This window comes from Alistipes shahii WAL 8301, from assembly GCF_025145845.1.
GTDB lineage: Bacteria > Bacteroidota > Bacteroidia > Bacteroidales > Rikenellaceae > Alistipes > Alistipes shahii.
In genome coordinates this window covers 1,287,802-1,312,427 of record NZ_CP102253.1, presented here as the reverse complement: position 1 = coordinate 1,312,427, position 24,626 = coordinate 1,287,802, and the positions used below count along the sequence as shown (strand labels likewise).

Below are 24,626 nucleotides of genomic sequence, written 5' to 3'. Positions count from 1 at the left end.
TTATACCTCCTCCTCTTTCAGTTGCCATTTGCTTACCCGTTCCTGTGTTTCCGTCATATTGCGATATAGTGGGCAGTTGTCCATCAATTCTCCGTGTGTTCCCGTCGCCACAACCTTTCCCTTGTCCATCACGACAATACGTTCCATATCCTGAATGGTGTTGAGACGGTGGGCGATGGTGATGACGGTCTTGTTACGCTGCAATTCATCAAGAGCTTCTTGAATGAGTTTCTCGTTCTCCCCGTCCAAGGCAGCGGTGGCTTCGTCGAGGATGACAATCGGCGAGTCTTTGAGCAACATCCGTGCAATGGAAATGCGCTGTTTCTCTCCGCCGGAGAATTTTACGCCGGCTTCGCCTGCCAAAGTATCGTAACCATTGGGTAACCCCGTAATAAAATCGTGAATGCGTGCACGTCGTGCAGCTGTTTCCACCTCCTCTTGCGTGGCGGAGGGCTTGCCGATACGGATATTGTCCCGAATGCTCGTGTTGAAGAGGAATACCTCTTGTTGCACCATAGAAAAGAAATCGGCAATGTTGTGTTCGGAGAGTTCCGCAAGGTTCTCGCCGCCCAGTCGAACGGTTCCCGACTGCGGTTGCCAGAAACCCATCATCAGGCTTGCCAGTGTGCTTTTGCCTGACCCCGATTCGCCCACAATAGCCGTATGACTACCCTTGGGAAATTGCAGATTGACATCACACAACGCACAGTCTTTCTTATTCGGGTAGGCAAATGTCACGTGCTCGAAACAGACATCGGTCTGCATGGCATCCGTATCCCTGTCTGCCGTATCCTTTGCAGGTACTTCGGTAATCGACTGAACCTTCGCCAACGATTGACCATAGACAATCCTGAAATGCTGGAACGTAGCCTGTTTGGCAAAGGAATATGAGAACAGTCCACCCAATATCAGGGCGAGGATGAAACGTGCTACGGTCAGTTCGCCCGAACTCATCAACCTTAGCCCGACAAGGGTCATTACCACGATGCCGCCCTCCAAGAACATCGTGATGAGCGTCATCGGAACAGTAACGCTGAACATGCTCCGCTTCACCCAATGGATATAATCGCGCATACCTCCGAGAACTCGCTCTGTCCGGGTCTCTTCGTGGCTGAATGCTTTAATGATTGGTATTGTAGCCACATATTCCAGAAGGTCTTCCGACATCTTCTGCGTATTTTCCATAAAGTGTCGGAAACTCTTGCCCCAAAACGTTTTAACTGCCATCTGCAAAAGAAATGCCAACGGTAGCAGCGAGATGAGCGACAGTCCCAGCCGCCAGTCCAATACCATAACAATTACCCAAAGCAAAGCAGGGAAAAGCGTTGCCGAGAGGATTTCGGGCAATCCGTGTGCCAGATAAATCTCGATTTGCTCCACGTCGTGGTTGATGATGTTCACCAAGTCACCCACCTTCCGCTCCTGAAAGAAGCCGAGCGGCAGCCGTTGCAAGTGGCTCACGATACGCAACCTCAACCGTGTGAGGGCGTTGTAAGCCGAGCGGTGCGCCCGCCAGATCGACGTTCCGTAAAACACGCCGCGAAGCAGGGCGAACAGCAGCATTGCCGCTCCAACCATCCATATCGCCGTAGAAGTGAGCGTGTCGCTCATCAGTCTGTCCACCGCCCACACCACGAGCAGCAGAGGCAGTGTGCCGAAAACGAGATGCAGTATGACCACCGCATTGGAGAGCAGGCTGCGGCTCTCCCGTTCCTCATCGAGAGGTTTGATTTTTTGTTTATTCATATGTATGTATCGTTTTGATTTTCTAAGATGCAAAAGTACGGAGACGCACAGGGGTAAAATAACCCGAATGAGCATTACACTGCCCGAAAACGATAACTTGACACATATAAAACTCAATAGGGGTATAAGTGTGAATAGTAGGGTTATTTATCTGTTTTATAGGTGGGTAATTTTGCACGGGTTTTCATAAACAGATAAGATATGTCAATCGACTCAATAGTTCATTTATACAAAAGAGTGCTCATCGTCAGCATCCTATTGCTGTGGGCTTATCCGATGTTCGCACAACAGCATTCCATCGAAATAAAAGTTATTGATGCAGAGAATGGAAACAGTATAGAATTTGCCACTGTGCAATGGAAAGGTCTGAACGATCCTTCGTACAAGAACGGTACAACCACCAACAGAAAAGGAGTGGCGAGACTAAATATCCATGCCCATCAAAAACTTGTACTAAGAGTGAGTTATGTAGGTTATCAGACAATTACCGACACAATTACGGCAAATGAAAAGTGTCATACCCTGAAGTTACGTCCGGAATCGACAGAATTGGCAAATGTGGTCGTCTTTGGAAAAACAAAAGCACAGGTTATCAGAGAGTCGCCCGAAGCGGTTTCAGTGATAAATGCAAAGGAATTGCAAGGTCGTTCCGTTTCTTTAGAAACCATCTTGAACAAGACCATTGGTTTGAAGGTCGGGCAGACAGGTGGATTGGGAAGCAGTTCGAGGATTATCGTTCACGGATTGGAAGGAAACCGCATTCAGATTCTTTGGGATGGTATTCCGATGAATACGTCGGATGGAGCCTTTTCGCTTGATGAGATTCCGATAGATATTATCGAACGGATAGAGGTCTATAAAAGCATTATCCCTGCACGTTTCGGTTGCGATGGCTTGGGTGGTGCCGTCAATATCGTCACGAAGGAGTTCAGTACGGACTATTTGGATGCTTCGTACGAACTGGGTTCTTACCGGACACACAAGGGAAGTGTCTTCTCGCGCAAGAACTTTCCGAAGAGCGGTATTCTGCTCGGTGCGGGAGGTTATTATACATCGGCAAAGAATGATTACTCATTTAGAGTTCCTGAAAGAGAGAACCTATTGGTAAAGCGAGACCACGACCGTTTTCGTTCGTATATGCTGAAAGGAAAAGTCGCTTTCACAAAACTTTGGTTCGATGAGATTAGTACTGAGTTCGGGTATTACAACCGTTTCAATGAGATACAAGGAGTATTGAAGAATATCCAGCACGCCGAAAACAAATCAGGAATGTTTATGCTCGAAAACAAGCTGATGAAAAGCGGGGTACTGAACAACCGCCTTAACTTCGAGTCGCATTTCTCCCTATCACATACAACGAACAATTTTGTGGATACGGCACGGGTGAATCACGATTTCGAGGGAAACATATATCCGAGTCCGAACGGACAGGGAGAAACGGGAGATGTCCCTCACAACTCGAACGACAAAGGTTTGGAAATCAACGAACGCCTCAACCTTGATTACAGATTGTCCACCAATCATAGTCTGAACCTGAACACGCTTATCAACTATGCCCGAAGACAACCGAGCGATGACATTGCGAGTCAGCATGCTGGTTTTGTCATCGGAGGATTTCCAAGCAAAAAGACCAGTGTCGCTTCGGGACTGACTTGGGAGACGAAACTCTTCGGCAGGAAACTGACGAATATGTTCTCTGCAAAGTATTTCCATCTCCACTCCGAGATAGAGGATTTGACGTCATACGAGATGATTGAGGCTCCGAAAAAAAAGAGCAATACGACATCGCAGATCGGCTGGATAGAGGCAATGAAGTACGAACCGTTCAGAGGCTTTCATCTGAAGGCATCTTACCAACGGGCAATACGCCTCCCCAATTCGCAAGAGTTGTTCGGCGACGGTATCATCACCTTTCCTGCTGCCGGACTGAAACCGGAGAAAAGCCACAACTTCAATCTGGGCTTCTTGATAGATAAAAACGGCGTACTCGGACTGTCGCGATTGCAATTTGAAGTAAATGGCTTTTATATGCAGGTGAGCGATATGATAAAACTGATGAAACAACATATGGCAGCCGGATATGTGAATGCGGAAAAGGTGCATATCAAGGGTATAGAGACCGAGTTGAAACTGGATATAACGCCGACGCTCTATGCCTACGGAAATCTGACTTATCAGGATGTGCGCGATGTCTTGGACTATTTGCCGGGCACTCAAGCCCTCAATCCGACAAAAGGCTTGCGATTGCCGAATATTCCCTACCTATTTGCCAACTTCGGAGCGGAATATCACAGCGACCGATTGTTCAAGAACTGGTATGTCAAGGCATTCTGGGACGGGAAGTTCACGGAAGAGTTCTTCTACTTTTGGGAACTTACCGAATTGCAGAAACGGCGCATTCCTCGCAGTTTCGTCTATGATATAGGTCTGTTACTGACTTATAAAAACAAATATTCCATCGCCTTGGAATGCCACAACCTGATGAACAAAGAAGTGTGGGATCAGTTCCGTCAGCCGTTGGCGGGACGGACGTTTCACCTTAAATTCAGATACGTCTTCTCGAAAGGTATTTTATAATTCTAAACATAAATAAGAATGAGAACAACAACATTGAAGAACATAGCTTTTTCTGCTATGCTGGTCGGCTCCATAGGGCTGACATCTTGCGACAAGAACGACGACCCAAAACCTACGCCCAACGATGTGCTACAGCATTTTGCCTTTGTACATTATGTGGACAAAAGTGCTTATGTCGGCACGTTCGGCGATTTGACTCCTCAAGCAACAGACAACAAGAAAGCATTCGAATTCGGCTTTGGGTGTTATCTATTCGCAAAAGGAAACACGGTACTTGTGCCCGAAGGGAAATTCGGAGATAAGGTACACAAGTTTACAAGAGGAGTGCACGGCGAGCTGCAGAAAGCAGGTACGATGACTTTTGAACAGATGGCGCAACCCGGAGAAATCAACTTCATCGACGAACAGCGGGCATACGTTGCTTTGCACGGAAGGGGCAAGATTGCACTAATCAATACCGCTACGTTGCAAAAGGAGGATGAAATCGACCTCTCGCCTTATGCCGTTCAGGACAATAATCCCGATCCCGGATGCAATGTCATTCGAGACGGAAAGATGTATGTAGCCCTCAACCAGCTCAATTCGCCCCACACCTCCGTACCGGGTCTGGGTACGGATAAACCCTGATAATCACCTGATTATCAGGGTTTTCTGTTTTTATAGGGTGTACTAAATGTGTACTGAATGACGAATACAAAGAAAAGGTGTACTTTAATAGTTTTCTTCCCCATATCTTTATAATTTCTTAACGCTTATCCTATCTTTTCTTCCTTATTATTGCCGATGTTTTCGGGAAAAGTGAGATTCTTACCTTATATTTGTAGTAAGAACGTTTAAAGGCACACGATTATGGAAAATCATATAGAAACCAATTTCAGAGGAATACAGAAGATATTAGATAGTTGTATAGCTCATGACTATAAAACTAAAGTAGATGCACTATTTTTAAAACGTGAATATTTGACGCAAGCCCAGCTAAAGGATTATTTGCGACAAGAAATTTTCCGTGTGACTGAAAATATTGTAGCCATCCAACAAAAATACCGTGTCGTGCGTAACATTGTATTGGATATGGATATTCCTGATTTTTTGTGGGAAAGCGGTTATTTTGAGGACTTGAATTCTGATGAAAGAAAAAAGTATATCGGTTTCCGCTGCTCTGATTTTGATATGGATGCATATTTGCATGAACCGTCCTGTTATGATGGGCGGCTTCCCTATTTGTCCATTATCGTTAATCTTGTCGTGCTTTCCAAGTATTTGCGCTATCTGCAAGAACAGGAAAGCAATTACCATACAGATGCGGTTGCCATCCAAGAGCAAGCTTTGCCAAAAGAGAAAGAGGAAAGTGCAGATACTAATCCAACCAAGATTGTGGGCAAAAGCAATCCTTTCAAGTCCACGTTGAAAGCCAATGAAATCAAACTTCTGACCGACTGTGTGAATGAAGCGAATATGTTTACTACTACCGTCAGTGCCAAAATACTTACCGATTTTTTCAACTGCAAACTGAATGGGGTATTGAAAGTTAATAATACCCGTCTGTTAGCCTATCTTATGATGCAACTTAGCTGTTATAATTACATCGTTTATGAATGGCAGTCTGTCATAGCAAACAATAAGCTGATATTGAAGAAGATAAAAGGTGAACCGCTTACACGTACTGACCTGTCGAGTGCGACAGACCAAGCGAAAAATATCTATCCGAAAGGATATGAAATCATAGACAAATACATCAAACAACTGAAAAAAGGTTGAGCATAGATTGAACGCTCAAACAAAGGTCAATTAGAGTTCATTTTCAGGCTCTTAACTTTGCCCCCGTTAACAAAAAAAACGAGGGTGCGCACCTTCATATTGTTTCACCTAAATTCCTAAACAATATGGAAAGAGATTTAGAGTTAAGAGTTTCCGAACTCGAAAAGATGTTGTTCCTTTCAAAGAATGTGCTTAGCTTCGATGAAGCGAGCAAGTTCTTGAACCTTTCTAAAAGTTACCTGTACAAGCTGACTTCGGGTAACTTGATACCCCATTACAAGCCGCAGGGCAAAATGCTTTATTTTGAGAAAGCGGAGTTGGAAGCATGGTTACGTCAGAACCCGGTCAAGACGCAGGCGCAGATAGAGCAGGAAGCGCAGAAGTATATCCTTAACCGTCCTCTAAAGAAATAACAGCTATGGAAAATAGAAAAGCGATAGAAGCCGGGCAGGACATCACCATGCAGAAAGAGGATTTCGCAGCCCTTTGGAAAACCATTCATCTAAAGGTGACGGACACTTACGAAGTACCGCCCGAAATACTTTGGGTGAACGGCTCTACCATTGGCACGCTGGGTAATTTCAGCGCATCCACGGGTAAAGCCAAGAGCAAAAAGACATTCAACATTTCCGCTATCGTTGCGGCAGCGTTGAAGAATGACGAGGTACTGAAGTATTCGGCATACCTGCCACCGAACAAACGGAAAATCCTCTATGTAGATACCGAGCAGAGCAAATACCATTGCCACAAGGTCATGGAGCGTATTTTGCGGCTTGCCGGACTGCCTACCGACAAGGACAGGGACGATTTTGTTTTCATCGTGCTAAGGGAGCAGACACCCGATAAGCGGAAACAGATTATCGGTTATATGCTTGAAAATATGCCCGATGTGGGGTTGCTCATCATTGACGGAATCCGTGACTTGATGTACGACATCAACAGTCCCAGCGAATCGACTGACCTAATCAACCTCTTGATGCGCTGGTCAAGCGGATATAACCTGCATATCCATACTGTTCTACATTTAAACAAGGGGGATGACAACACAAGGGGGCATATCGGCACGGAACTGAACAACAAGGCTGAAACCGTCCTGCAAATCACGAAAAGCCAGCAGGACGGCAACATAAGTGAGGTAAAGGCGATGCATATACGTGACCGGGAATTTGACCCATTCGCATTCCGTATCAATGACAACGCTTTGCCCGAAATCGTGGACGGTTATGTATTCCAACAACCTAAGCAGGACAGGAACTTTCCGCTTACGGAACTGACCGAACAGCAACACCGGAAAGCGTTGGAGAACGGTTTCGGCAAGCAGGTGGTACAAGGCTATTCCAATGTCATAGCGGCATTGAAACAGGGTTATGCGAGTATCGGCTACGAGCGTGGACGCAATGTCCTTGTGTCACTTAACAAGTTCCTTGTGAACAAGCGTATGATTGTGAAAGAGGGCAAGGGCTACCGCTATAATCCCGATTTCCATTATTAAAAGTCAGTTTGGTTTAGTCCGGGTGTATATATAAGAGGAACGGACTTACTATTTCCCTGTATCGGAACAGGCAGGTTTAGTATGGTACGGGTATATATATAATGGACTAAACAGGACTGGCGCACTTTTCAACTATTTTTTAATCCCCAAAAAAGAAAATGTTATGAACATCGAAGATGTGAAACAAATACCCATCGCAGACTATCTGCACAGTTTAGGCTACTCTCCTGTCAAGCAGCAGGGCAACGGCTTATGGTACAAATCACCGTTAAGGGAGGAACACGAACCGTCTTTCAAGGTGAACACTGACCGCAACCTTTGGTATGACTTTGGTGCAGGCAAGGGCGGTAACATCATTGCACTGGCAAAGGAACTCTATTGCTCCGACAGCCTGCCATACCTTTTAAACCGGATAGCGGAACAGACACCGCACGTCCGCCCGGTCAGTTTTTCTTTTCCCCAGCGTAGGACAGAACCGAGTTTCCAACATTTGGAAGTCCGTGACCTTACCCATCCGGCATTGCTCCGTTACTTGCAGGGACGGGGTATCAATGTCGAACTAGCAAAAAGAGAATGTAAGGAACTCCACTTTACCAATAACGGCAGACCGTTCTTTGCTATCGGTTTCCCGAACATGGCAGGAGGTTACGAGGTTCGCAATTCCTTTTTTAAGGGCTGCATCGCCCCGAAAGACATCACCCATATACGGCAGCAGGGAGAGCCGAGAGAGAAGTGTTTGGTATTCGAGGGTTTTATGGACTATCTTTCTTTCCTCACGCTCCGGATGAAGAACTGCCCGACCATGCCCGACCTTGACAGGCAGGATTATGCCATTCTTAACTCTACCGCCAATGTGTCGAAAGCCATTGACGTGCTGTACCCGTATGAACGCATCCACTGTATGCTTGACAATGACAAGGCTGGATATGAAGCGACACGGGCTATCGAATTGGAATACCCCTACCGTGTGCGTGACTTCTCGCACAATTATAGGGGATATTCGGACTTGAACGATTATCTGTGCGGCAGGAAGCAGGAACAGAAAAACGCAGCCAGCCAAGTGCAGGAAACGAAGCAGGAAACCGGACAACGTGCCGCCCCAAGACAAAAGAGAGGCAGGGGCATTTAGTCCGGCAGGACTACCAACGGCTGGCGGTTTATTTGGAGAGCAAGGTTATGTTTCGGTAAACCGAAACTACCTTGCTTTGCTCACCGCAAAGAAAATTTCTCCCGTTGGTCGCAATTTTTAAGACACCATTTAAACGTAAAAACCTATGACGAATATAAAGGATAAGCCGGGGGGACGTCCGGCAAAGAAACGGATAGAGAAGCAGCAACGGGTTGTCAGTACGAAACTGACCGAGTTGCAGTATTACGCCATCAGAAAGAGAGCCGGAGAAGCCGGGTTGCGTGTCAGTGAGTATGTCCGGCAGGCAGTTGTTTCGGCAGAGGTCATACCCCGGCTGAATAGGCAGGATGCGGACACCATCCGCAAGCTGGCAGGGGAAGCCAACAACATCAACCAACTGGCACACCGGGCAAATGCCGGAGGTTTCGCACTGGTGGCTGTGGAACTGGTGAAACTGAAAAACAGGATTGTCGAAATTATAAACCAGTTGTCGGATGATTGGAAAAATAAAAAAGGGAAGCGGGTTTAAGGGCTGCGTAAACTATGTGTTGGGCAAGGAACAGGCGGCTTTGCTCCATGCGGACGGGGTACTGACAGAAAGTCAGGGAGATATAATCCGCAGCTTCTGTATGCAGACCGGGATGAATCCCGACTTGAAAAAGCCAGTCGGACATATTGCGTTAAGCTATTCGGCAGTGGATGCACCCAAATTGACAGACGAGAAGATGATACAGCTTGCGCAGGAATATATGCGTGAAATGAAAATTACCGATACGCAGTATATCATCGTGCGCCATCAAGATCGGGAGCATCCGCACGTGCATATCGTGTTCAACCGTATAGACAACAGCGGCAAGACTATTTCGGACAGGAACGATATGTACCGTAACGAACAAGTATGCAAGAAGCTGAAAGCCAAACACGGGCTTTATTTCGCTGGTGGAAAAGAACAAGTAAAGCAGCACCGCTTGAAAGAGCCGGACAAATCGAAATACGAGATTTACAACGCTGTAAAGAATGAAATCGGAAAGTCCAAGAACTGGCAGCAGTTACAGGAACGGTTAGTGGAAAAGGGTATTACTATCCTGTTCAAGTATAAGGGGCAGACGGGCGAGATACAGGGCGTTTCCTTTTCCAAAGGCGAATACACGTTCAAGGGTTCGGAAATAGACCGTAATTTCAGTTTCTCCAAACTGGATAAATGTTTTGGGGATGTAGGGCAGGCGATAGTCGGAAGCAATAAGCAGACGGTTACTGCACCTATTCAGAAATCAGTATCAGCACCCGACAAAGCGAATAATTCTTTTATTGTAGGTTTAGACGGTCTGTTTTCCGGTTTGTCAGCCCCGGCTGATGAAATACCCGATGATTCCTTTTTGAGAAAGAAGAAGAAAAAGAAAAAACAACTTAAACTGTAAATACATGGAGGAAAATTTGATTTTAGAGGGGCTTCTCTCAATGGTTACAGAACTGAAAGAGAAGCAGGAAACACAGGTGACGCCAGCCAGTCGGGAGGAAACTCTCGAAAGACTGAACGCAATCGAACAGGCATTGTCGGAACTGCATAGTAACCCGGCTGTTCCCGAAAAGGATTTGCAGGCTATCCGAAGCCAGCTTGACGAGATAAGGAACAGGATGCAAGGTCAGCAGAAACATATCGAGGACACCAAGAAAATAGTATTGGAAACCTACCGTTGTTTCAAGGTAATGATTGACGCTTTGGGCTCTTGCAAGACGGATAAAGAGGAAGCTGCACCCTTACCGCTCTATCAACGGATTTACAACAAAGTCGCTTCTTGGATTCGTCCGGAATTGTTTCTTTTTTCGGCTGTGCTGGTTATCTGTTCCGCTTCCATATTCTTAAATGTCCGTTTAGCTGAACGTATGCAGCAGTTGCAGGACAACGATATGAAATACCGCTATTTGCTGATGCAAGGACAGGCAGAAGGGGAAACTTTTGATATGCTGGAAAACAAGTTCAAGTGGCAACGGGATAACGGTTTTATCCGAAGTCTGACCGATTCAGTGATGGATTTTGAATACCGCATCCAAAAGCAGGCGGAAGCGTTGGAACGTGCAAGGCTGTTGAACGAGCAAGCCGAACAGCTAAAGAAAGAAGCCGATAAGTTGGGCAAGCCATAAGCAGGGAAAGCCGGAACAAATGATGAAGTACATTCACCGTTCCGGCTTTTTAGATTTACTTCTTTTTCTTCGTGCAGTGTTCTTTCTCGAACTGGCGTAGCGTGGTAATACTGAACCTTTCTTTGATGAACTCCCGTACATCGGAAGCCTTGTAATACACTTTTCCGTTGATAGTGAAGTATGGCAGCGCACCGAGAGCCCGGTAGCGTTGCAGGGTTTTGATACTTACTTTGAACAGCAGGCACAAGTCCTGATTATCCAATAGGTTGTCATCTTCGGGCAGTACCCTGTCTGCATTGCGTAGTACCCGTACATCTTTGCAGAGTTCTTCCAGTTTGGCATACAGCTTCTGCATCCATTCACCAAATTCGTCATTCTCTATATACATAATTGCTTCATGTTTCAGGTTATACATTCTTATTTGTCAATCGATTGATGAAGCAAAGTTCTAAAAATGGATGCAAAGAAATTATAGGGGAACTAATGGAATCCCCTATAAATAAACCATAAGTTGCTGATTATCTATATCCTTTCTTGTCATGTTCCTTTTTGATTAGGTCTGCCAGTCCATTAAGAAATTCGGTCAGTTTGCCCGGCTTCCGTTTTATCACGTCCTCATGTTTTTGGTAATAGTCGCCTATCTTGATATTGAACAACCATTCAAAGCCTTTAGATAAATCCACCAAATAGGCAGGCTTTCCGTTCTTATATACGATGTCTTTGGAGAGGAACAGACCGCTTACCATTTCCATGATGTTGATAAGAGTTGTTTTGTCTGCAAGAAAAAGAGGAGAAATGATTTGTTTATTAATACATTGCTGTAGTTGGTTCGGGTACTTGATGCGCCATTCAATAAGGCGTATTTCAGTGTTTAAAAGCCCTATCGCTTCATCAATTAGATGCAGATAGGGCATTTTTTTCTTGCTCAAACCGTACACGATACGATTTAAGACGGTGTAAACCAAAGGAAAAATAACGCAGTAAAACGTTGTAATCCTGCTCGTTCATACTGGAATCTGCTAAATGGATAGCCAATTCTTCAATGGCTTCTGTTAACTCTAATTCAGAAACTTCATACTGCGAGTATTCCGATAATAAACGGAAAAATCTCTGTTGTAATACACTTTCCATGTAGTGTTGAAATTATATTATTAATCATCTTTGTTTTTCATTTTTACATATCCATTTGCATAATTTCCTACAATATTGTGATTATCATCATAAATATACCCATTGGAATAATATCCTTTAAGTATTCTCTTTGAACTATAAATATACCCGTTAGTATAATTACCAATCGTTTCACCTTGCTTGTCAAATATATATCCATTTCGATAGGTAATCAATGATGTTTTGCATGAACCAAAACATAAAACACTCAGAATTAGTAACAATGTTCTCATATCATTTTTGAATTAGTATCTAAATCTTGATGTATCTACTCCTTTTATCTCCTTTTTCTTATATCCACCAAAGCGATAACTGAAATGCAGAGTAAATGCTCGTGAATAAAATCCGCTATCCATATTCAAGTTTTGCCCTTTGAAACGGACTTTTGTTGCAGGCATCCCTGTATCAAATATGTCATAGCAACGGACAGATAAACTCAATTTATCATTTGCGAAATTCCATCGCAATCCGGCAGTGAGATTAAAAATAGATTCTATATCAAATGTCCCTTGTATGACGGGGGTCTGTACATTTCCCATTAACTCGAAAGACAAATTCTTATTTACTTTAAATGTATTATCCAGTGTGCCGCTAAATACCCATTTCTTACGATTGAAAGGGATGTCGAAAAAATCATCACAGCGTTGGTGCATTTGCATACCGACTAAGGTTAATCGGGAATCCAGCCAGTTTCCTACTTTAAAGGGTAATATGATATTTGCTCCCCACACCTGCATATAGTTCCAATTTGTGTTTTTATAGATTAGTGCCAGCCTGTCAGTAGATTGATAGGCAGCTTGTGTGAAATAATCTGATGTATGCGTGAAAAACAGGCTAAGAATATACTTATTCAAAAAAATATAGCTTCCATTCAGATTATAATTCGTCATTGGCTTCAAATTCGGTGTTCCCCATAATTCTGTATATCCATTAAGATAGCTGACGGAAGATTGCATATCCCAATAGCTTGGATAAGTTTTGTCCGTAGATAATGAAAGTTGAAACACATGTTTCGGTGTTTTAAAATAAGTCAACGATGCTTGTGGATAAACTGCCCATTTATGATAATTTCCAATAGTATAATATTCTCCCGTAGCAGAAACGGATAAAGATGTACCTGTTGTATAGTTTTTGCTCAATGATACATAAAAGCTGGTAGTTTGTTCTCTTAGATTGGAATATGTATTTTGAGTTTGAATGTTACCTGTCACTTTATCATAAGTTTGAAAATCAAGATCTTTGGCAAATCGATAGGAAATTCCATAACCCAGATTCCATCCTTTTGATAGAGATTGTTTCTGGTCTGCATAGATAGAGTAGCGGTCTATTTTTTGTCCACCAACCATAGAGAAACTACTCTGACTTCCATCTTGATAATCAGCATATAGTCTTTGGGCATTATTAGAAGTATAATATGTATAATCACCACCTATGTCAAGTCCAAAGCCTGAATGATATTGCAATGTAATATTGCGCATTTGATTGTCAATATATTTATCGACATTGCTGGTTTGGTAATTGCCTGATGTCCGGCTATTATTATACTGGTCGGGGGTATAACTACCTGTGTATGCTATATTGATATTGTTTTTGTTGTTGAAGTTATACTCAAAAGCTGCTCTAAGGTCGTGTTTCCAGTACTTGCTACGCAACTGTTCATTTTGTATGATATTATGTAGTTCACCTTTTTGTGTATGTTTGGAATCAAGGTCTATGTACTCCATCTTTTTTACGTTATTTGCTCCGTACATTACATCAAAAGCCATTTTGGGAGTTGATAAACGAAAGTTTCCATTCATTCCTCCATCATTGAAATATTGGTTTTTATAGTTAGCACTTATCTCCCCCTGAAAAGAGTAGTCGTTTGAATGTTTTAAAACCATATTAATAGCTGCACCCCGTACATGATATTCAGGAGGCGCACTGTACATTACTTCTGCTTTTTCTATACGACTAACCGGAGTATTGCGCAGAATTGTTTCAAGTTGTCCGGCATCCATTGTTGTAGGTTTACCATTTAAAATAACAGTCAGTTTTCCTGCTCCAGCCAAAGTTAGTATTCCTCTATCTTCTTGTACTCCCGGTATCTTTGTCAATGCTTCATAAGCATTGTTTACGAGTTGATTTTGGGTAAGAACAGCAAGATTATATCCTAAAAGTCCATTCTCTACTTTTGCAAAAGGATGTTCTGCTTTTATAATAACTTCATCCAAAGCATAGTCTTGAGGTTGAAGTTGAATAGTTCCAGCATTATTTCCCTTACCTACCATTTGTTTAGTCTCATATAAAAGGTGTTGTATTATCAAGCGGTATTCTTTCTGTTGGCTTTTAAAAACGAATATGCCGTCGGAATTGGAAATGGATGCGCCTATATAGGTCGAATCCATTGCTTGCAAAATAATAGTCGCACCGTCTATAGGTAGTTGTTTGTCATCTATTATTTTTCCGTTAATCGTTTGCCCCCAAGCGACTGTTTGATAGCAACCTAAAAATAGGTAGAAAAATGTCAATGGTATTATTTTATTTAATCGCATCATACGAATTCAGTTTATTGATTACAAAACTATTAAAAGGTAAAAGAAACTCCTGCACCAAAGAACCATTCCCATCTTCTTTGTATTATGTTATATTGGTAGTTCGTTTGGGATTTAATAGTGACATATTTGCCTATCTCATATGAAAATCCTGCTCCTATCTGATAAGGGATAGAAGTTGCAGGAAGTATCACACTCCGTTTTTTATCCAGTGTATAGTTTCCATATACACTAAAATATAGTTTCTTATTTAAAGGAATAGCCATATTTGTATTTTGTTGAATCTTTATAAGAGGTAGATTTTTATCTATCCGACTATTGAACATAAGGCTTTTGCATTTTAGATTTCCATTCAATAGATTATTGTTATGATTTAATTTATTGTGAAACGTTGTGGCGCACCCAATATTTGCTACATTCGGAAAATCTTCTTTAAAATCAATATCTAACCTAAAATCATCCCAGTATCTATTATCGTCTTTTGGCGAATGACCAATAATAGACTGTTCTAATTCCCTTTTAAAAGCATCATCAATATGGATAGGCATTTCTCCTTTCAGCATTTTAGCCAATCGGACAGAATCGTTTGGAGTCCACCCGTTTTGTACTTGTGCATTGACTGGACGGGCGAGAAATAAAAAAAACAACAAAAATATTGCTGTTTTCCAAACGTTTGAAATTATCTGATTAGTCGCATCCACACTTCATTTAAGCCTTATCCGTTAATACATCTTCTTCAACGTCCACACCATCTTATTGGGATTATAGGCTTCGGGGGTGAAGACAGAAGTAGGGGCATCATCGTTACTACAATTTGTCAGACATAACATGGCGCAAATAATGAATGTGGAAAGCACCATACATAAAGTAATTTTCTTTTTCATCTTATCTCTATTTTAAGTGATTGACAATAATTATATATTTCTCTTCATAGGGATACTAACAATACCTTTATTAATCTCTTTTTCACCCACTTTTTTGAAGCCTAAAGATGTATAAAAAGTTTCTGCATAGGTTGAAGAATTAACTGTTATATAAGTGAAATTACAATTGCTCATCATATAATCAAATAGCGATTTCCCTATTCCTTGCTGATGATAGTGTGGCAAGACAAAGAAGAGGGATATATGTTGCCTTTCTTGATGTACACCGATTATTCCTATCAATAAATGATTGTCAAAAGCACCATATATGTCAAGTGTATTCATCAACGATGTGTCATACACGAAACTTTTAAAGGTTTCAATACCTTCTTGGGTGAAATCATTCCTGCCACATTCCATATATACTTGATAGGACAAATCAGCCGCATTATTATATTCTTCTTGCGTTAATTTACGTATCATATCAATGTTATTAAATCATGAATGCAAAATACGGAAGAATAAAGAAAAAAGGTCTTGACAATTGTCAAGACCCCGGTATAATGGATGTTAAAAGATTGGCTATTTCTCCAGTTTGCGGCGTATGCGACTAACTGTTTCAGGAGTAACTCCTAAGAAAGAAGCTATACTTTTCAAGGGTACAGTATCTTTAAGGTCAGGACAACGTTTCATTAGTCTTTGATATCGTATTTCAGGTGTACAATACGAATCGAGCAATCGTTCATACACCATTTCATATAGATTTTCAGCTACATATCTTCCTAATCGTTGAGTTTCCATATTCGTTTCCCAACATTCTATAATATCATGGCGTGATATTTCATAAACAGAACAGTCTGTTAACGCTTGAATGCTCACTGCTGACAGACAACTTTTCATAAAAGAAGAATAGTCACATACAAATTCATCGGTAAAAGCATATCCCACAATGTGCTCTTCTCCTTCTTCGTCAATATGCGTATATTGAAATGTGCCATGTTTTACCCATCCAGCAAAACGTTCCACCTCATTTTGCCGGATAAAGAAATCTTTCTTATGGTAAGTACGCAATATCCCTTTTCTCGCAAATAAATCTTTTACATGGGAATAGTCCAAATTGTTGAGATATGTATTAAAATCATTCATTATCGTAAGCTATTTATTCAGTCCACGGCGTATGCGACTGATTGTTTCCGGTGTGACTTGCAAGAAAGAAGCAATCTCCTTTAACGTAATGTACTCTTGAATATCGGGGCATCTATTCAATAAGTCAAGATACAGCTCTGCTGTGGTCTTGCAGTACATATCCATTAATCTATGATACATTAATAAGTATGATTGTTCAACAAGCGTACATTTTAGTTGCATGGTTTCTACATTTGCAGCAAAGAATTCCTCCACTTTTGAATAGGACATATAACAAATCTTTGTATCGCAAACGGCTTCAATTGTTACTAATGACGGTTGATTGGGTTCTATAAGAGTGCATAAACTTCCTGCAAATTCTCCGGAGAAAGTATATCCTACTATGTGTATGTTTCCTTTTTCATCCACACGAGTATATCTCAATAAGCCGTGTTCAATATAAGCTCCCCGATGATTCACTTTGCCTTGAATAGTGAATCGTTCGCCCTTTTTGAGTTCGATATAAGTACCATGTTCCAAAATGAACTGCTTTAGCTGTTCTAATTTCGAATGGTTGGCATATTGTGAGTTAAAATCTTCCATACTATAAACTAATTACAATTGAAATATAGAATAACTTCGTGAGTTGTTCTCTCAAAAAGCAAAAATAGATTCCTGACTTTGTCAAAACATCTTCTCTTTTTTTTTAATCCACTTTATTGTGAGTTTAGTTTGTGCTTTTGTATATATGTCCAAAACGAACTAAACTTATTTCTATTGACTGAAAGTATATGCTGGCGAAAGAAGAAACAACCTTTTTCCTTTTCGCCAATTTTAAAGTTTGTAACTCTCATAGTTTGAGGAGGAAATGAACTCTTTTATTTCTTCTTCTGTTGGAAGCTCTATCCTATACTTCTGTACAAAGATATTTGGGTCTAATCCGGCTGTGGCATACTTTACTAATGTATCTCCCTTTTCAGTGCAAAGCAGAATACCGATAGGTGGATTATCATCCGGCTGCATCACTTCCGCTTTGAAATAGTTCAGATACATATTTAGTTGCGAAGCATACTCATGGTGGAACTTGTCTATCTTCAATTCTACAATAACATGACATTTCAAAATACGGTGATAGAACACAAGGTCGGCAAAGAAATAATCTTCATCAATCAAGATGCGTTTTTGCCGGGCTTCAAAGCAGAAGCCATGTCCCATTTCTAACAGGAAGTGTTGCAGGTTGTCAAGAATGGCTTGTTCCAAATCAGTTTCTGTCACCAATGCACGTTCATTCAACCCTAAGAACTCCAAAGTAACAGGAGTATTGATAACATCTTTAGGTTGTAATAAGGTTGCTTGTTGCTGGACTAAAGCGGAGAGGGCTTCTTTGTTTTTGGATAGTCCGCTACGTTCGTAATATAAAGATGCGATTTGTCGCTCCAACTCCTTTACAGACCAGCAGCCACGAATAGTTTCCATTTCATAGAAAGCACGTTTTACCGGGTTCTCAATTCCCGATATAGTGTTTAAATGGGTGGAAGATAATTTATTGAATAATCTATCAGCTGGAATCATCCATGTTTCGGTTTGTGGGTATTCTGTTGATAGTTTCCAAACTCCACTTTCAGATTCGGCGGTCATCAACCGCCGAATTGGTTCAGTGAATTCGGCGGTCAATGACTGCCGAATTTGAATTTGTGATGCAATGTATTGTGTAACAGGTTTTTTTAGTTGTGGATAAACAAGATACAACCGCCTAAATTCACGGAATCTACGTTCATTCAGCCCTTTTGTTTTCAGTCGTTGTTCCAGCTTCTTCAACAGTTGTTCACCGTAGGCGGCACGGTCTTCTCCGTTCTGCTCAAATTCTACGATATAGCAACCCATAAGCCAGTTACGGGAAGTAAGGGCAAGGTTTACAGCATGTGCGGCTTGTGCCTGCAACGTGTTCTGTATCGTGCTGATATGTTTTACTAATGCTTCAAAGTTCATAGTTACAAAGATAAGTCTTTTATGGTTAAAACTTTAGTTCGGGTAAGCTGTTTATTGCTTCCTCTTTCAATTTATCCACCGCACGGGTGTACTTCTCCGTATGCTTCAATCCGCTATGTCCTAAAAGGCTGGCTACGGTTTTTATATTTGCCCCATTGTTCAGAATGTTCACGGCAAACGAGTGCCGGGCACAATGCCAGCTTATATGTTTGTCTATCCCGGCTCTCTTTACCCAACGCTTTACTGATTTACAGCAGCTTTCGTAAGTAGGCAAATCGAATATCAAACAGTTTTTGTCTGCCGGGGCTTCGCCAATGATAGACAATAGACCGTCATTCAGAGGAATAACCACACCGCTACTGGCTGAATGTCCCTTTGTTTTGCTTTGCTCAAACTTCAATAACCGATTACCATAATCCACATTCTTATAGGTCAGGTCTTTTACATCACAGAAGCGCAGACCGCAGTATAGGCAGAAGATAAAAGCCCGTCTGACATTCGGGTTCTCGTTGTCATAATGGCAAGCCGCCAGCTTTTGTATTTCTTCGGGAGAAAGAACATCTTTCCGAAGCATTTGGCTATCCACTTTGCAGGTAACACTTTTGCATGGGTCTTTCAACATTACATCGTGGTCAATCGCATATCGAATAACTTTCTTAAAACGCTGGTAAATGCTTTTAGCTCCCTCACCCACACTTCGGGATTGCAAATAGGCTACAAACTGCTCCATCATTTCTTTGGTAATAAGTTCCGGTTTGATACTAAACTCATTCATGGGGTATTGCTCTTTTAAGAAGTCCTTAAAACGGCTAAGCGCAATTTGTACCATGCGAATATCTTTCTTGGTATAACTGTTGATATAGGCTTGGAAATAGTCTAAGAAATTGACCGTTCTATCTTTTTTTAACCGATAGCCCAACATACTTTCTTTAAATTCCTGCTCACGCTCTGCACGTATCTTTGTAGCAAGTTCCAACGTTTCTTTGTTCTGCTGACGTTCCGCAGGGGTACGGGGCTTATCTATCAGATACAGACTAAGGTTTTCTTTTCGCCTGTTGTGCTTTACTGCAAACTTGGGCTTGCCTTGCATCTTTCCACTATCATAGTACACTTGATTGCCGTTTTCATCTAATACGGGCTTTTCCTCTCTACCTAAATAATACTCTAAGTAAAGGCTAATTCTACCATCCGAGAGCTTATTTTGCTCTAACTTGGGGTTTTCTTTCGTTTTATTTTCTAACTTTGCCATTGTTTAGAGGTTTTATCCCGATTTAGGTACCATAACCGGGTGATTACGCTAAATAGTTGATTTTCTTTTGTTTTCTGATATTGCAAAGGTACAAAAGAAAATGATATTTCAAAGTGTACTAAAAGTGTACTGAATAACAGAAAATGGGCAAAATATGGCAAAAATGGAGAAAATAAGAAGTATGCAAGTTGTTGATAATAAGGTGAATAAATTCTTTTGTTTTCCTATGATTTCTATGGTTTGTACCGGGGACGGGGGCAGAGGTGGCTGTTGTTGACCTTAAAACGAAAAAGACCGAGGTCATCAAGGACAGCCGCACAAGTGTGGTCGGATTGTTTCGTCACTCCGATGCATTCATAGACGAGCGGGGCGACATCTACTTTTACAGTGCTGGCAACAACTTCAACGTTGCCGATAAGGAAGGATTCCTGCGTATCCGCAAGGGAAGCGACCAATGGGATGCTGACTACCTGTTCAACCTGTCGAAAACGACCATCAAGGGAATGGGCAAGACCGGGCAATATATGATAAAGTCTTACTATTCAGGTAACGGCATAGTATATAGTTGTCTGAAAGTAACGGACACTGAATTCGGAATACTCAAGAAAGACTTCCAGCCCGTGAAAATCGACATTTGGAACAAAACCATCGAAAAAATCGATTTGCCGATGACCGACAGTAACGGTTCTTTTGCCATAACCCGCTACAAAGATTTCATCGTCTTTGGTATGACGTGCAATAACGGAACGGGCTACTATACCTACAATACCAAGACGGGCGAATGCTCGCAAACACCCGTTGTTACTGCCGTGGGAGTACCTTCAAGTTTAGTCGCGTTTGAGTAAATCCCATATCGCAAGAGTATTCCCTCAAAAAGGAATACTCTTGTTTTTTTATAGAGCATGTGATTCAACAAGGATAAAAGTATAAGGAAATCTTCTTTTTTATCCTTGTTTATTTGTAAATTTGCAGAAAGGTATAATGATATGATCATAGAATTTTGTGCAATCAATAAGCCTGAAGATTGGATGGAGATGGTTGCCGAGCAATTTGGCACATCGGTAACGGATAACGGTTTTACCATTCCGCCTTCGGTGGGCAGCGGCTTTTTCAAGCAATACTACCCGTTGCCGTGGCTCACATTGACCTACATCAGTTTTATGGCATACGAACCGATGACAATGGTGCGTCGCTCGGTGGAAAACTCGAAATGGATTCCCGTGATGTTTTATATCAACGAGCATAAACACGAGCAGATTATCGGTACAAGCACGAAAACGGTTGGGGTGGATACACTTGACGGTATCTTTATGCCTTCGAGCAATATCCCTACGGAATGGACTTTCGCGCCTAAACGGCAGTATGAAAACATCACATTGACTTTCAACAAGGATTGGATAGAGCAAATGGATACGGCTCACGAAACCTATATCGGTCGGTTGCTCCTGTCGGACAAGTCTTTTTATCTCTTCGAGACTATCACACCTGCGATGCAACAAGTATTGGATGGCATCAAGGCGATAGCCAAAAGCGATGCGCCTTTCTCTCCCCTCCATCTGCACGGAAAGGCAATAGAACTGCTGACAATATTCCTTGAAAAACTCGAAAAGCGTTCGGAAGTAAAATCTCTTTCCAACTTGAATTTGAACGATGTGGAAGCAGTATTCCGTGTCCGTCGCCGGATTTTACAAAGTTTAAACAACGTACCGAGCATTCCCGAACTGGCACGTGAAGCAGCAATGAGTAGCTCCAAACTGCAAAAATGCTTCAAGCAGGTTATCGGCAAGGCGATTGCCGAGTATGCCCTATCCGAAAAGATGGAATGGGCAAAACGACTGCTTTCCACTCGTCTTTACTCTGTATCCGAAGTAGGCTATAAAATCGGATATGCCAATCTCAGCCACTTCACGGAGGCTTTCCGCAAATATCACAGAATAAAACCCAAGCAATATCTCGACTCTTTGTGAGTTTTATGCAATAGGGATATTACTTGCCGTTTGAGGGTTATTTTGCCCTGAACAATCTTCAGAACTTTGCCTGCAAAAACCATCAGGCAATATGAAAAGACTTATTAAAAACGCATCTTTTGAGATGCTATTCTCTAATAAAAGTACGGAAGCAACCGATGACCTTATCAGAGAAATCATAAAGTTGGGGAATAGTGAAGAAAATCTTGTTTCATTGTTTCGCACATTGAACTTTACTCGATTCCATTTAAGAGGTATGGTTGAAAAAATAGGTATAACAACCGAAATGGGGAAAAAATGTATCGGAACTGCTCTGTGTTATTGACACAGAGTTGCTATTGTTGAGGATGCGAATGCAGGGGCTTCTTCCTGCTTTGCCAGTCAGACCTGCGAAGAAACTCCGTTGGACAGGCAGGGCAACAGACTTGGTCGAACTACTCTATGCACTCGATACCTATGGCTGTATTAACGATGGTGAAATTGGTATAGAAGAATTGGCAGATGCCTTTTCTGAAATCTTGGGTGTAGAAATCAAGAACTGCTACAACGTCTATATGAACATGAAACACCGCAAGGATGACAGTCGCACCTATTTCCTTGATGACCTCCGAGAGAAAATGAACAAACGAATGGTTGAGAGTGACCTGAAAGGCGGAAAATACAAGAAACGATAAATGCATTCAAATGCTTAATCAGGCTTCCCAAAATGAGAGGGAAGCCTGATTTTTGTTCATTAAGGAATAATAATGCACAGTAAAAGGCTATTGCCGATGTTGCCATTTCTCCTGAAACTCACGGGTGAGTTGTACGATTTCACCTCCAATTATTGCCAATTCAAACGTCATTTTCTCCAACTTGGCAAGCATTGCAAAGGCTTTTTTCTCAGTAAAGTTGCTCTTCAAAGCGACAACTGTCTGGTTGTAATTCACTCCGACACTGCGAAATTGTCCGTACAAAGTCGTCAGTTTTTGATAATAGTCAAGCAAGGAACGATCCACTTTTATCACTCGGAAAGTCTCGTTAAAGACCCTTGCCTTGATGAATAGTGACAGACTTGGCACACCGCTTTCCTCTTTCATCGTGAGGAAATGAGCGTATTCCGTCGGCGTGAAATTGACCGAAACACGCTTTTCTGTCTTCTCTTTGGAGCGTGCGCTCCGAATTTTCTTCATTTTCATTTCTTACTTTGGATTTTAGTGTTTCACGGCGTAACCGGCATTCAGAATGTGGCATTCTCTCCTCCAAGAAAAAACGACTTCGGAGTTTTTTCAGCTCTCTGCAAGAGCAAGGGTTTTATGCTGCAAAAACGGAGTCGTGCTGCATAAAACATACCTTGCTATTTGCCCGATGCAAATAAGTCTGTCCATGAAGGACGAAAACGAATCACTCAAAAAAGAGCACTTTATGTCTCGAAAGCTTCGGCTTACCGCTTGGGTGCAAAATTACTAAGCGTCATGTCTAACTCCGTTACCTCATATGAAGTCACAACTATCCAAATTAACGCCACAAGTACGCACTAAAGGAAATCACGCTGATTACAGCATCTCCGAGCCATATATTTGCACTGTCGAATATGTCGGTGGAGGGATGCGTCTTCGATAACATCACGTTTCGATGAGCGATATAGGCAAGGGGGGATATCAAAGAACATATCCTTGATTCTCTCACTCGAACGTTGGGATGTGCGAAAGCAGATACAATCGAACGGTTGTCCTGATAAGCGAAAATGGAACACCCTGTAGGAATACATAAACAATAAGGGGATTCTATCCACGGCAGTTTCAATCTTCGATAATGGGCGGATTCTTTCGGAGAGGGGAATATGCCCGTATTGAAACAGATAATAGAATGTATCACAATTAAAACAAAAAAATATGACAGAGAAGAAAACCGGAACGATTGATTCCATTGCCATTCGAGAACTTATCTCGCAAGGTATTCCCATGAAACAAAAAGAGAGTGAGATGAAACGCTCTCTATCAGAAGAGCAGTGTGTCGAATCGAAACGTCCAAATGACGAACCAATATCAAAGGATTTTTCAAAAGTCCCAAGAAGAGAAAGGCGAAAGGCTGACGAGGGCGATTATGAGTCGCTTTTCATCTGTCGCAATACTTTGAAAAATCGCAAGACCATCTATATTGCCAAAGAGTTGCAAGACACGCTGGCGGAAATAGTCATGTCGATGAGAAACAGAGATGTGACCATTGGTATCTATGTGGAGAACATTATCCTTCATCACCTTGAGACCTACAAAGATGAAATCAACAGATTGGCTGAAATGAAATTTAGGAAACTGTTGTAAATTCCTATCTTCAGCTGTTTAAAATGGAACTGTTCTTCTGCTTGCCGTCCTTTCCTACAATGTCGGGACGGGCAGGTTGCTCGGATACGGCAAGCATTCCAAGAGTAGATTGCTGCGGAAGACAGAATCGGGAGACAGGAATTTCTACCGTGAATTTGTCTCTTTCTGCCGATACAAGGGCAAAGTCCTCAGAGGACTTGTCAAACGATGAAATGTGGAGTTTGCCCTGATCTATGTACTCTGATGCCCAAATACACCTCTTGCGCCATTTTTATGCTCCACAAGAGGCATTTTCTTGCTGTTTTATTCGCCTTTCTCATTGTGAATGAGTAACTTTGTGGCAAACTCTATAATATACAAATTCTGAGACAGAAATTTACTTTAATCACATTGGGAGTAAAAGCTTTTCCAAAGGCATTGGCTTTCTATGAGGGTTTGGGATGGAAGAAGTCGGAACAACGTGTAAGTGAACAACTCTATCCCTTTACGGTAAAGTAATTCTTTCTTCTATAAGAAAATTTTGAAAGAATATATGGAGTGGTTATTATCTGAGATTATACACAAGAACATAAATTAAAGAAA

At 41.9% G+C, this 24,626-nt stretch carries 25 protein-coding genes and 3 pseudogenes; 15 read left to right on the top strand and 13 right to left on the bottom strand.

Annotation, left to right across the window (positions count from 1 at the left end):
• Entirely contained in the window at positions 1-1,746 is a 1,746-nt protein-coding gene (locus NQ492_RS05645) for an ABC transporter ATP-binding protein (RefSeq protein ID WP_015546389.1), read from the bottom strand.
• Positions 1,747-1,947: 201 nt separating this feature from the next.
• Here NQ492_RS05645 and NQ492_RS05640 point away from each other — a divergent pair, with 201 nt between their 5' ends.
• From NQ492_RS05640 to NQ492_RS05600, 9 genes and pseudogenes are all read left to right on the top strand, one after another.
• The gene (locus NQ492_RS05640) at positions 1,948-4,323 is read left to right on the top strand and encodes a TonB-dependent receptor (protein WP_015546390.1); all 2,376 of its coding nucleotides are present in this window, start codon (positions 1,948-1,950) and stop codon (positions 4,321-4,323) included.
• Positions 4,324-4,341: 18 nt separating this feature from the next.
• Positions 4,342-4,941 (top strand): annotated as a pseudogene (locus NQ492_RS05635) (hypothetical protein); the annotation flags it as partial.
• A gap of 231 nt (positions 4,942-5,172) precedes the next feature.
• Positions 5,173-6,081, top strand: coding sequence for a hypothetical protein (locus NQ492_RS05630; RefSeq protein WP_015546392.1), 909 nt, complete (start codon positions 5,173-5,175; stop codon positions 6,079-6,081).
• A gap of 125 nt (positions 6,082-6,206) precedes the next feature.
• A complete protein-coding gene (locus tag NQ492_RS05625) occupies positions 6,207-6,494 on the top strand; it encodes a helix-turn-helix domain-containing protein (RefSeq protein WP_004310673.1) in 288 nt (95 codons plus the stop codon).
• Between the two features lie 5 nt (positions 6,495-6,499).
• Positions 6,500-7,573 (top strand): AAA family ATPase, encoded by a 1,074-nt coding sequence (locus tag NQ492_RS05620; protein ID WP_015546393.1) that lies wholly within the window; start codon positions 6,500-6,502, stop codon positions 7,571-7,573.
• A 163-nt stretch (positions 7,574-7,736) separates the two neighbouring features.
• Entirely contained in the window at positions 7,737-8,702 is a 966-nt protein-coding gene (locus NQ492_RS05615) for a toprim domain-containing protein (RefSeq protein WP_015546394.1), read from the top strand.
• Positions 8,703-8,847: 145 nt separating this feature from the next.
• On the top strand, positions 8,848-9,231 hold the full coding sequence (locus NQ492_RS05610) for a MobC family plasmid mobilization relaxosome protein (RefSeq protein WP_004310825.1): 384 nt from the start codon (positions 8,848-8,850) through the stop codon (positions 9,229-9,231).
• Positions 9,197-10,120: a relaxase/mobilization nuclease domain-containing protein gene (locus NQ492_RS05605; protein WP_015546395.1), complete on the top strand. Its 924-nt coding sequence runs from the start codon at positions 9,197-9,199 to the stop codon at positions 10,118-10,120. Before NQ492_RS05610 ends, NQ492_RS05605 begins: the two co-directional genes overlap by 35 nt.
• Positions 10,121-10,124: 4 nt before the next feature.
• Positions 10,125-10,844: a hypothetical protein gene (locus tag NQ492_RS05600; protein ID WP_015546396.1), complete on the top strand. Its 720-nt coding sequence runs from the start codon at positions 10,125-10,127 to the stop codon at positions 10,842-10,844.
• Positions 10,845-10,899: 55 nt separating this feature from the next.
• Here the strand turns inward: NQ492_RS05600 and NQ492_RS05595 are convergent, their stop codons facing one another.
• The 11 genes from NQ492_RS05595 to NQ492_RS05545 form a co-directional block, all read right to left on the bottom strand.
• Positions 10,900-11,232 carry a helix-turn-helix domain-containing protein gene (locus NQ492_RS05595; RefSeq protein WP_024988418.1) on the bottom strand — a complete coding sequence of 111 codons (333 nt, stop codon included), beginning with the start codon at positions 11,230-11,232 and terminating at the stop codon, positions 10,900-10,902.
• 130 nt (positions 11,233-11,362) lie between these two features.
• Positions 11,363-11,782: an RteC domain-containing protein gene (locus NQ492_RS05590; protein WP_024988419.1), complete on the bottom strand. Its 420-nt coding sequence runs from the start codon at positions 11,780-11,782 to the stop codon at positions 11,363-11,365.
• Positions 11,736-11,975, bottom strand: a complete 240-nt coding sequence (locus NQ492_RS05585; RefSeq protein WP_024988420.1) for a hypothetical protein — start codon at positions 11,973-11,975, stop codon at positions 11,736-11,738. Before NQ492_RS05585 ends, NQ492_RS05590 begins: the two co-directional genes overlap by 47 nt.
• A gap of 20 nt (positions 11,976-11,995) precedes the next feature.
• A complete protein-coding gene (locus NQ492_RS05580) occupies positions 11,996-12,247 on the bottom strand; it encodes a 4-fold beta flower protein (RefSeq protein WP_128824472.1) in 252 nt (83 codons plus the stop codon).
• A gap of 12 nt (positions 12,248-12,259) precedes the next feature.
• On the bottom strand, positions 12,260-14,551 hold the full coding sequence (locus tag NQ492_RS05575; RefSeq protein ID WP_015546399.1) for an outer membrane beta-barrel family protein: 2,292 nt from the start codon (positions 14,549-14,551) through the stop codon (positions 12,260-12,262).
• Between the two features lie 29 nt (positions 14,552-14,580).
• Positions 14,581-15,249, bottom strand: a complete 669-nt coding sequence (locus tag NQ492_RS05570; protein WP_024988423.1) for a hypothetical protein — start codon at positions 15,247-15,249, stop codon at positions 14,581-14,583.
• Between the two features lie 213 nt (positions 15,250-15,462).
• Entirely contained in the window at positions 15,463-15,894 is a 432-nt protein-coding gene (locus NQ492_RS05565; RefSeq protein ID WP_015546400.1) for a GNAT family N-acetyltransferase, read from the bottom strand.
• Between the two features lie 99 nt (positions 15,895-15,993).
• Complete coding sequence (locus NQ492_RS05560; RefSeq protein ID WP_032586502.1) at positions 15,994-16,557, bottom strand: Crp/Fnr family transcriptional regulator; 564 nt, start codon at positions 16,555-16,557, stop codon at positions 15,994-15,996.
• A gap of 9 nt (positions 16,558-16,566) precedes the next feature.
• Complete coding sequence (locus NQ492_RS05555) at positions 16,567-17,139, bottom strand: Crp/Fnr family transcriptional regulator (protein WP_015546401.1); 573 nt, start codon at positions 17,137-17,139, stop codon at positions 16,567-16,569.
• Positions 17,140-17,370: 231 nt separating this feature from the next.
• The gene (locus NQ492_RS05550) at positions 17,371-18,525 is read right to left on the bottom strand and encodes a PDDEXK nuclease domain-containing protein (protein WP_015546402.1); all 1,155 of its coding nucleotides are present in this window, start codon (positions 18,523-18,525) and stop codon (positions 17,371-17,373) included.
• A 25-nt stretch (positions 18,526-18,550) separates the two neighbouring features.
• Positions 18,551-19,774, bottom strand: a complete 1,224-nt coding sequence (locus tag NQ492_RS05545; protein ID WP_015546403.1) for a site-specific integrase — start codon at positions 19,772-19,774, stop codon at positions 18,551-18,553.
• Between the two features lie 242 nt (positions 19,775-20,016).
• On the opposite strand from NQ492_RS05545, the pseudogene NQ492_RS05540 reads away from it, so the two are divergent.
• The 4 genes and pseudogenes from NQ492_RS05540 to NQ492_RS05525 form a co-directional block, all read left to right on the top strand.
• Positions 20,017-20,619, top strand: a pseudogene (locus tag NQ492_RS05540) (hypothetical protein); the annotation flags it as partial.
• A gap of 141 nt (positions 20,620-20,760) precedes the next feature.
• The gene (locus NQ492_RS05535; protein WP_004371346.1) at positions 20,761-21,741 is read left to right on the top strand and encodes a helix-turn-helix domain-containing protein; all 981 of its coding nucleotides are present in this window, start codon (positions 20,761-20,763) and stop codon (positions 21,739-21,741) included.
• A gap of 91 nt (positions 21,742-21,832) precedes the next feature.
• Complete coding sequence (locus tag NQ492_RS05530) at positions 21,833-22,066, top strand: hypothetical protein (protein ID WP_004371347.1); 234 nt, start codon at positions 21,833-21,835, stop codon at positions 22,064-22,066.
• Positions 22,067-22,088: 22 nt separating this feature from the next.
• Positions 22,089-22,415 carry an RteC domain-containing protein gene (locus tag NQ492_RS05525; RefSeq protein ID WP_004371348.1) on the top strand — a complete coding sequence of 109 codons (327 nt, stop codon included), beginning with the start codon at positions 22,089-22,091 and terminating at the stop codon, positions 22,413-22,415.
• Between the two features lie 87 nt (positions 22,416-22,502).
• Here the strand turns inward: NQ492_RS05525 and mobA are convergent, their stop codons facing one another.
• Positions 22,503-22,919, bottom strand: a complete 417-nt coding sequence (gene mobA, locus NQ492_RS05520) for a conjugal transfer protein MobA (protein ID WP_004371349.1) — start codon at positions 22,917-22,919, stop codon at positions 22,503-22,505.
• Positions 22,920-23,615: 696 nt separating this feature from the next.
• On the opposite strand from mobA, the gene NQ492_RS05515 reads away from it, so the two are divergent.
• Positions 23,616-24,044, top strand: coding sequence for a DUF3408 domain-containing protein (locus NQ492_RS05515; protein ID WP_015546404.1), 429 nt, complete (start codon positions 23,616-23,618; stop codon positions 24,042-24,044).
• 34 nt (positions 24,045-24,078) lie between these two features.
• Positions 24,079-24,255 (top strand): annotated as a pseudogene (locus NQ492_RS05510) (glycoside hydrolase family protein); the annotation flags it as partial.
• Positions 24,256-24,626: the final 371 nt, after the last annotated feature.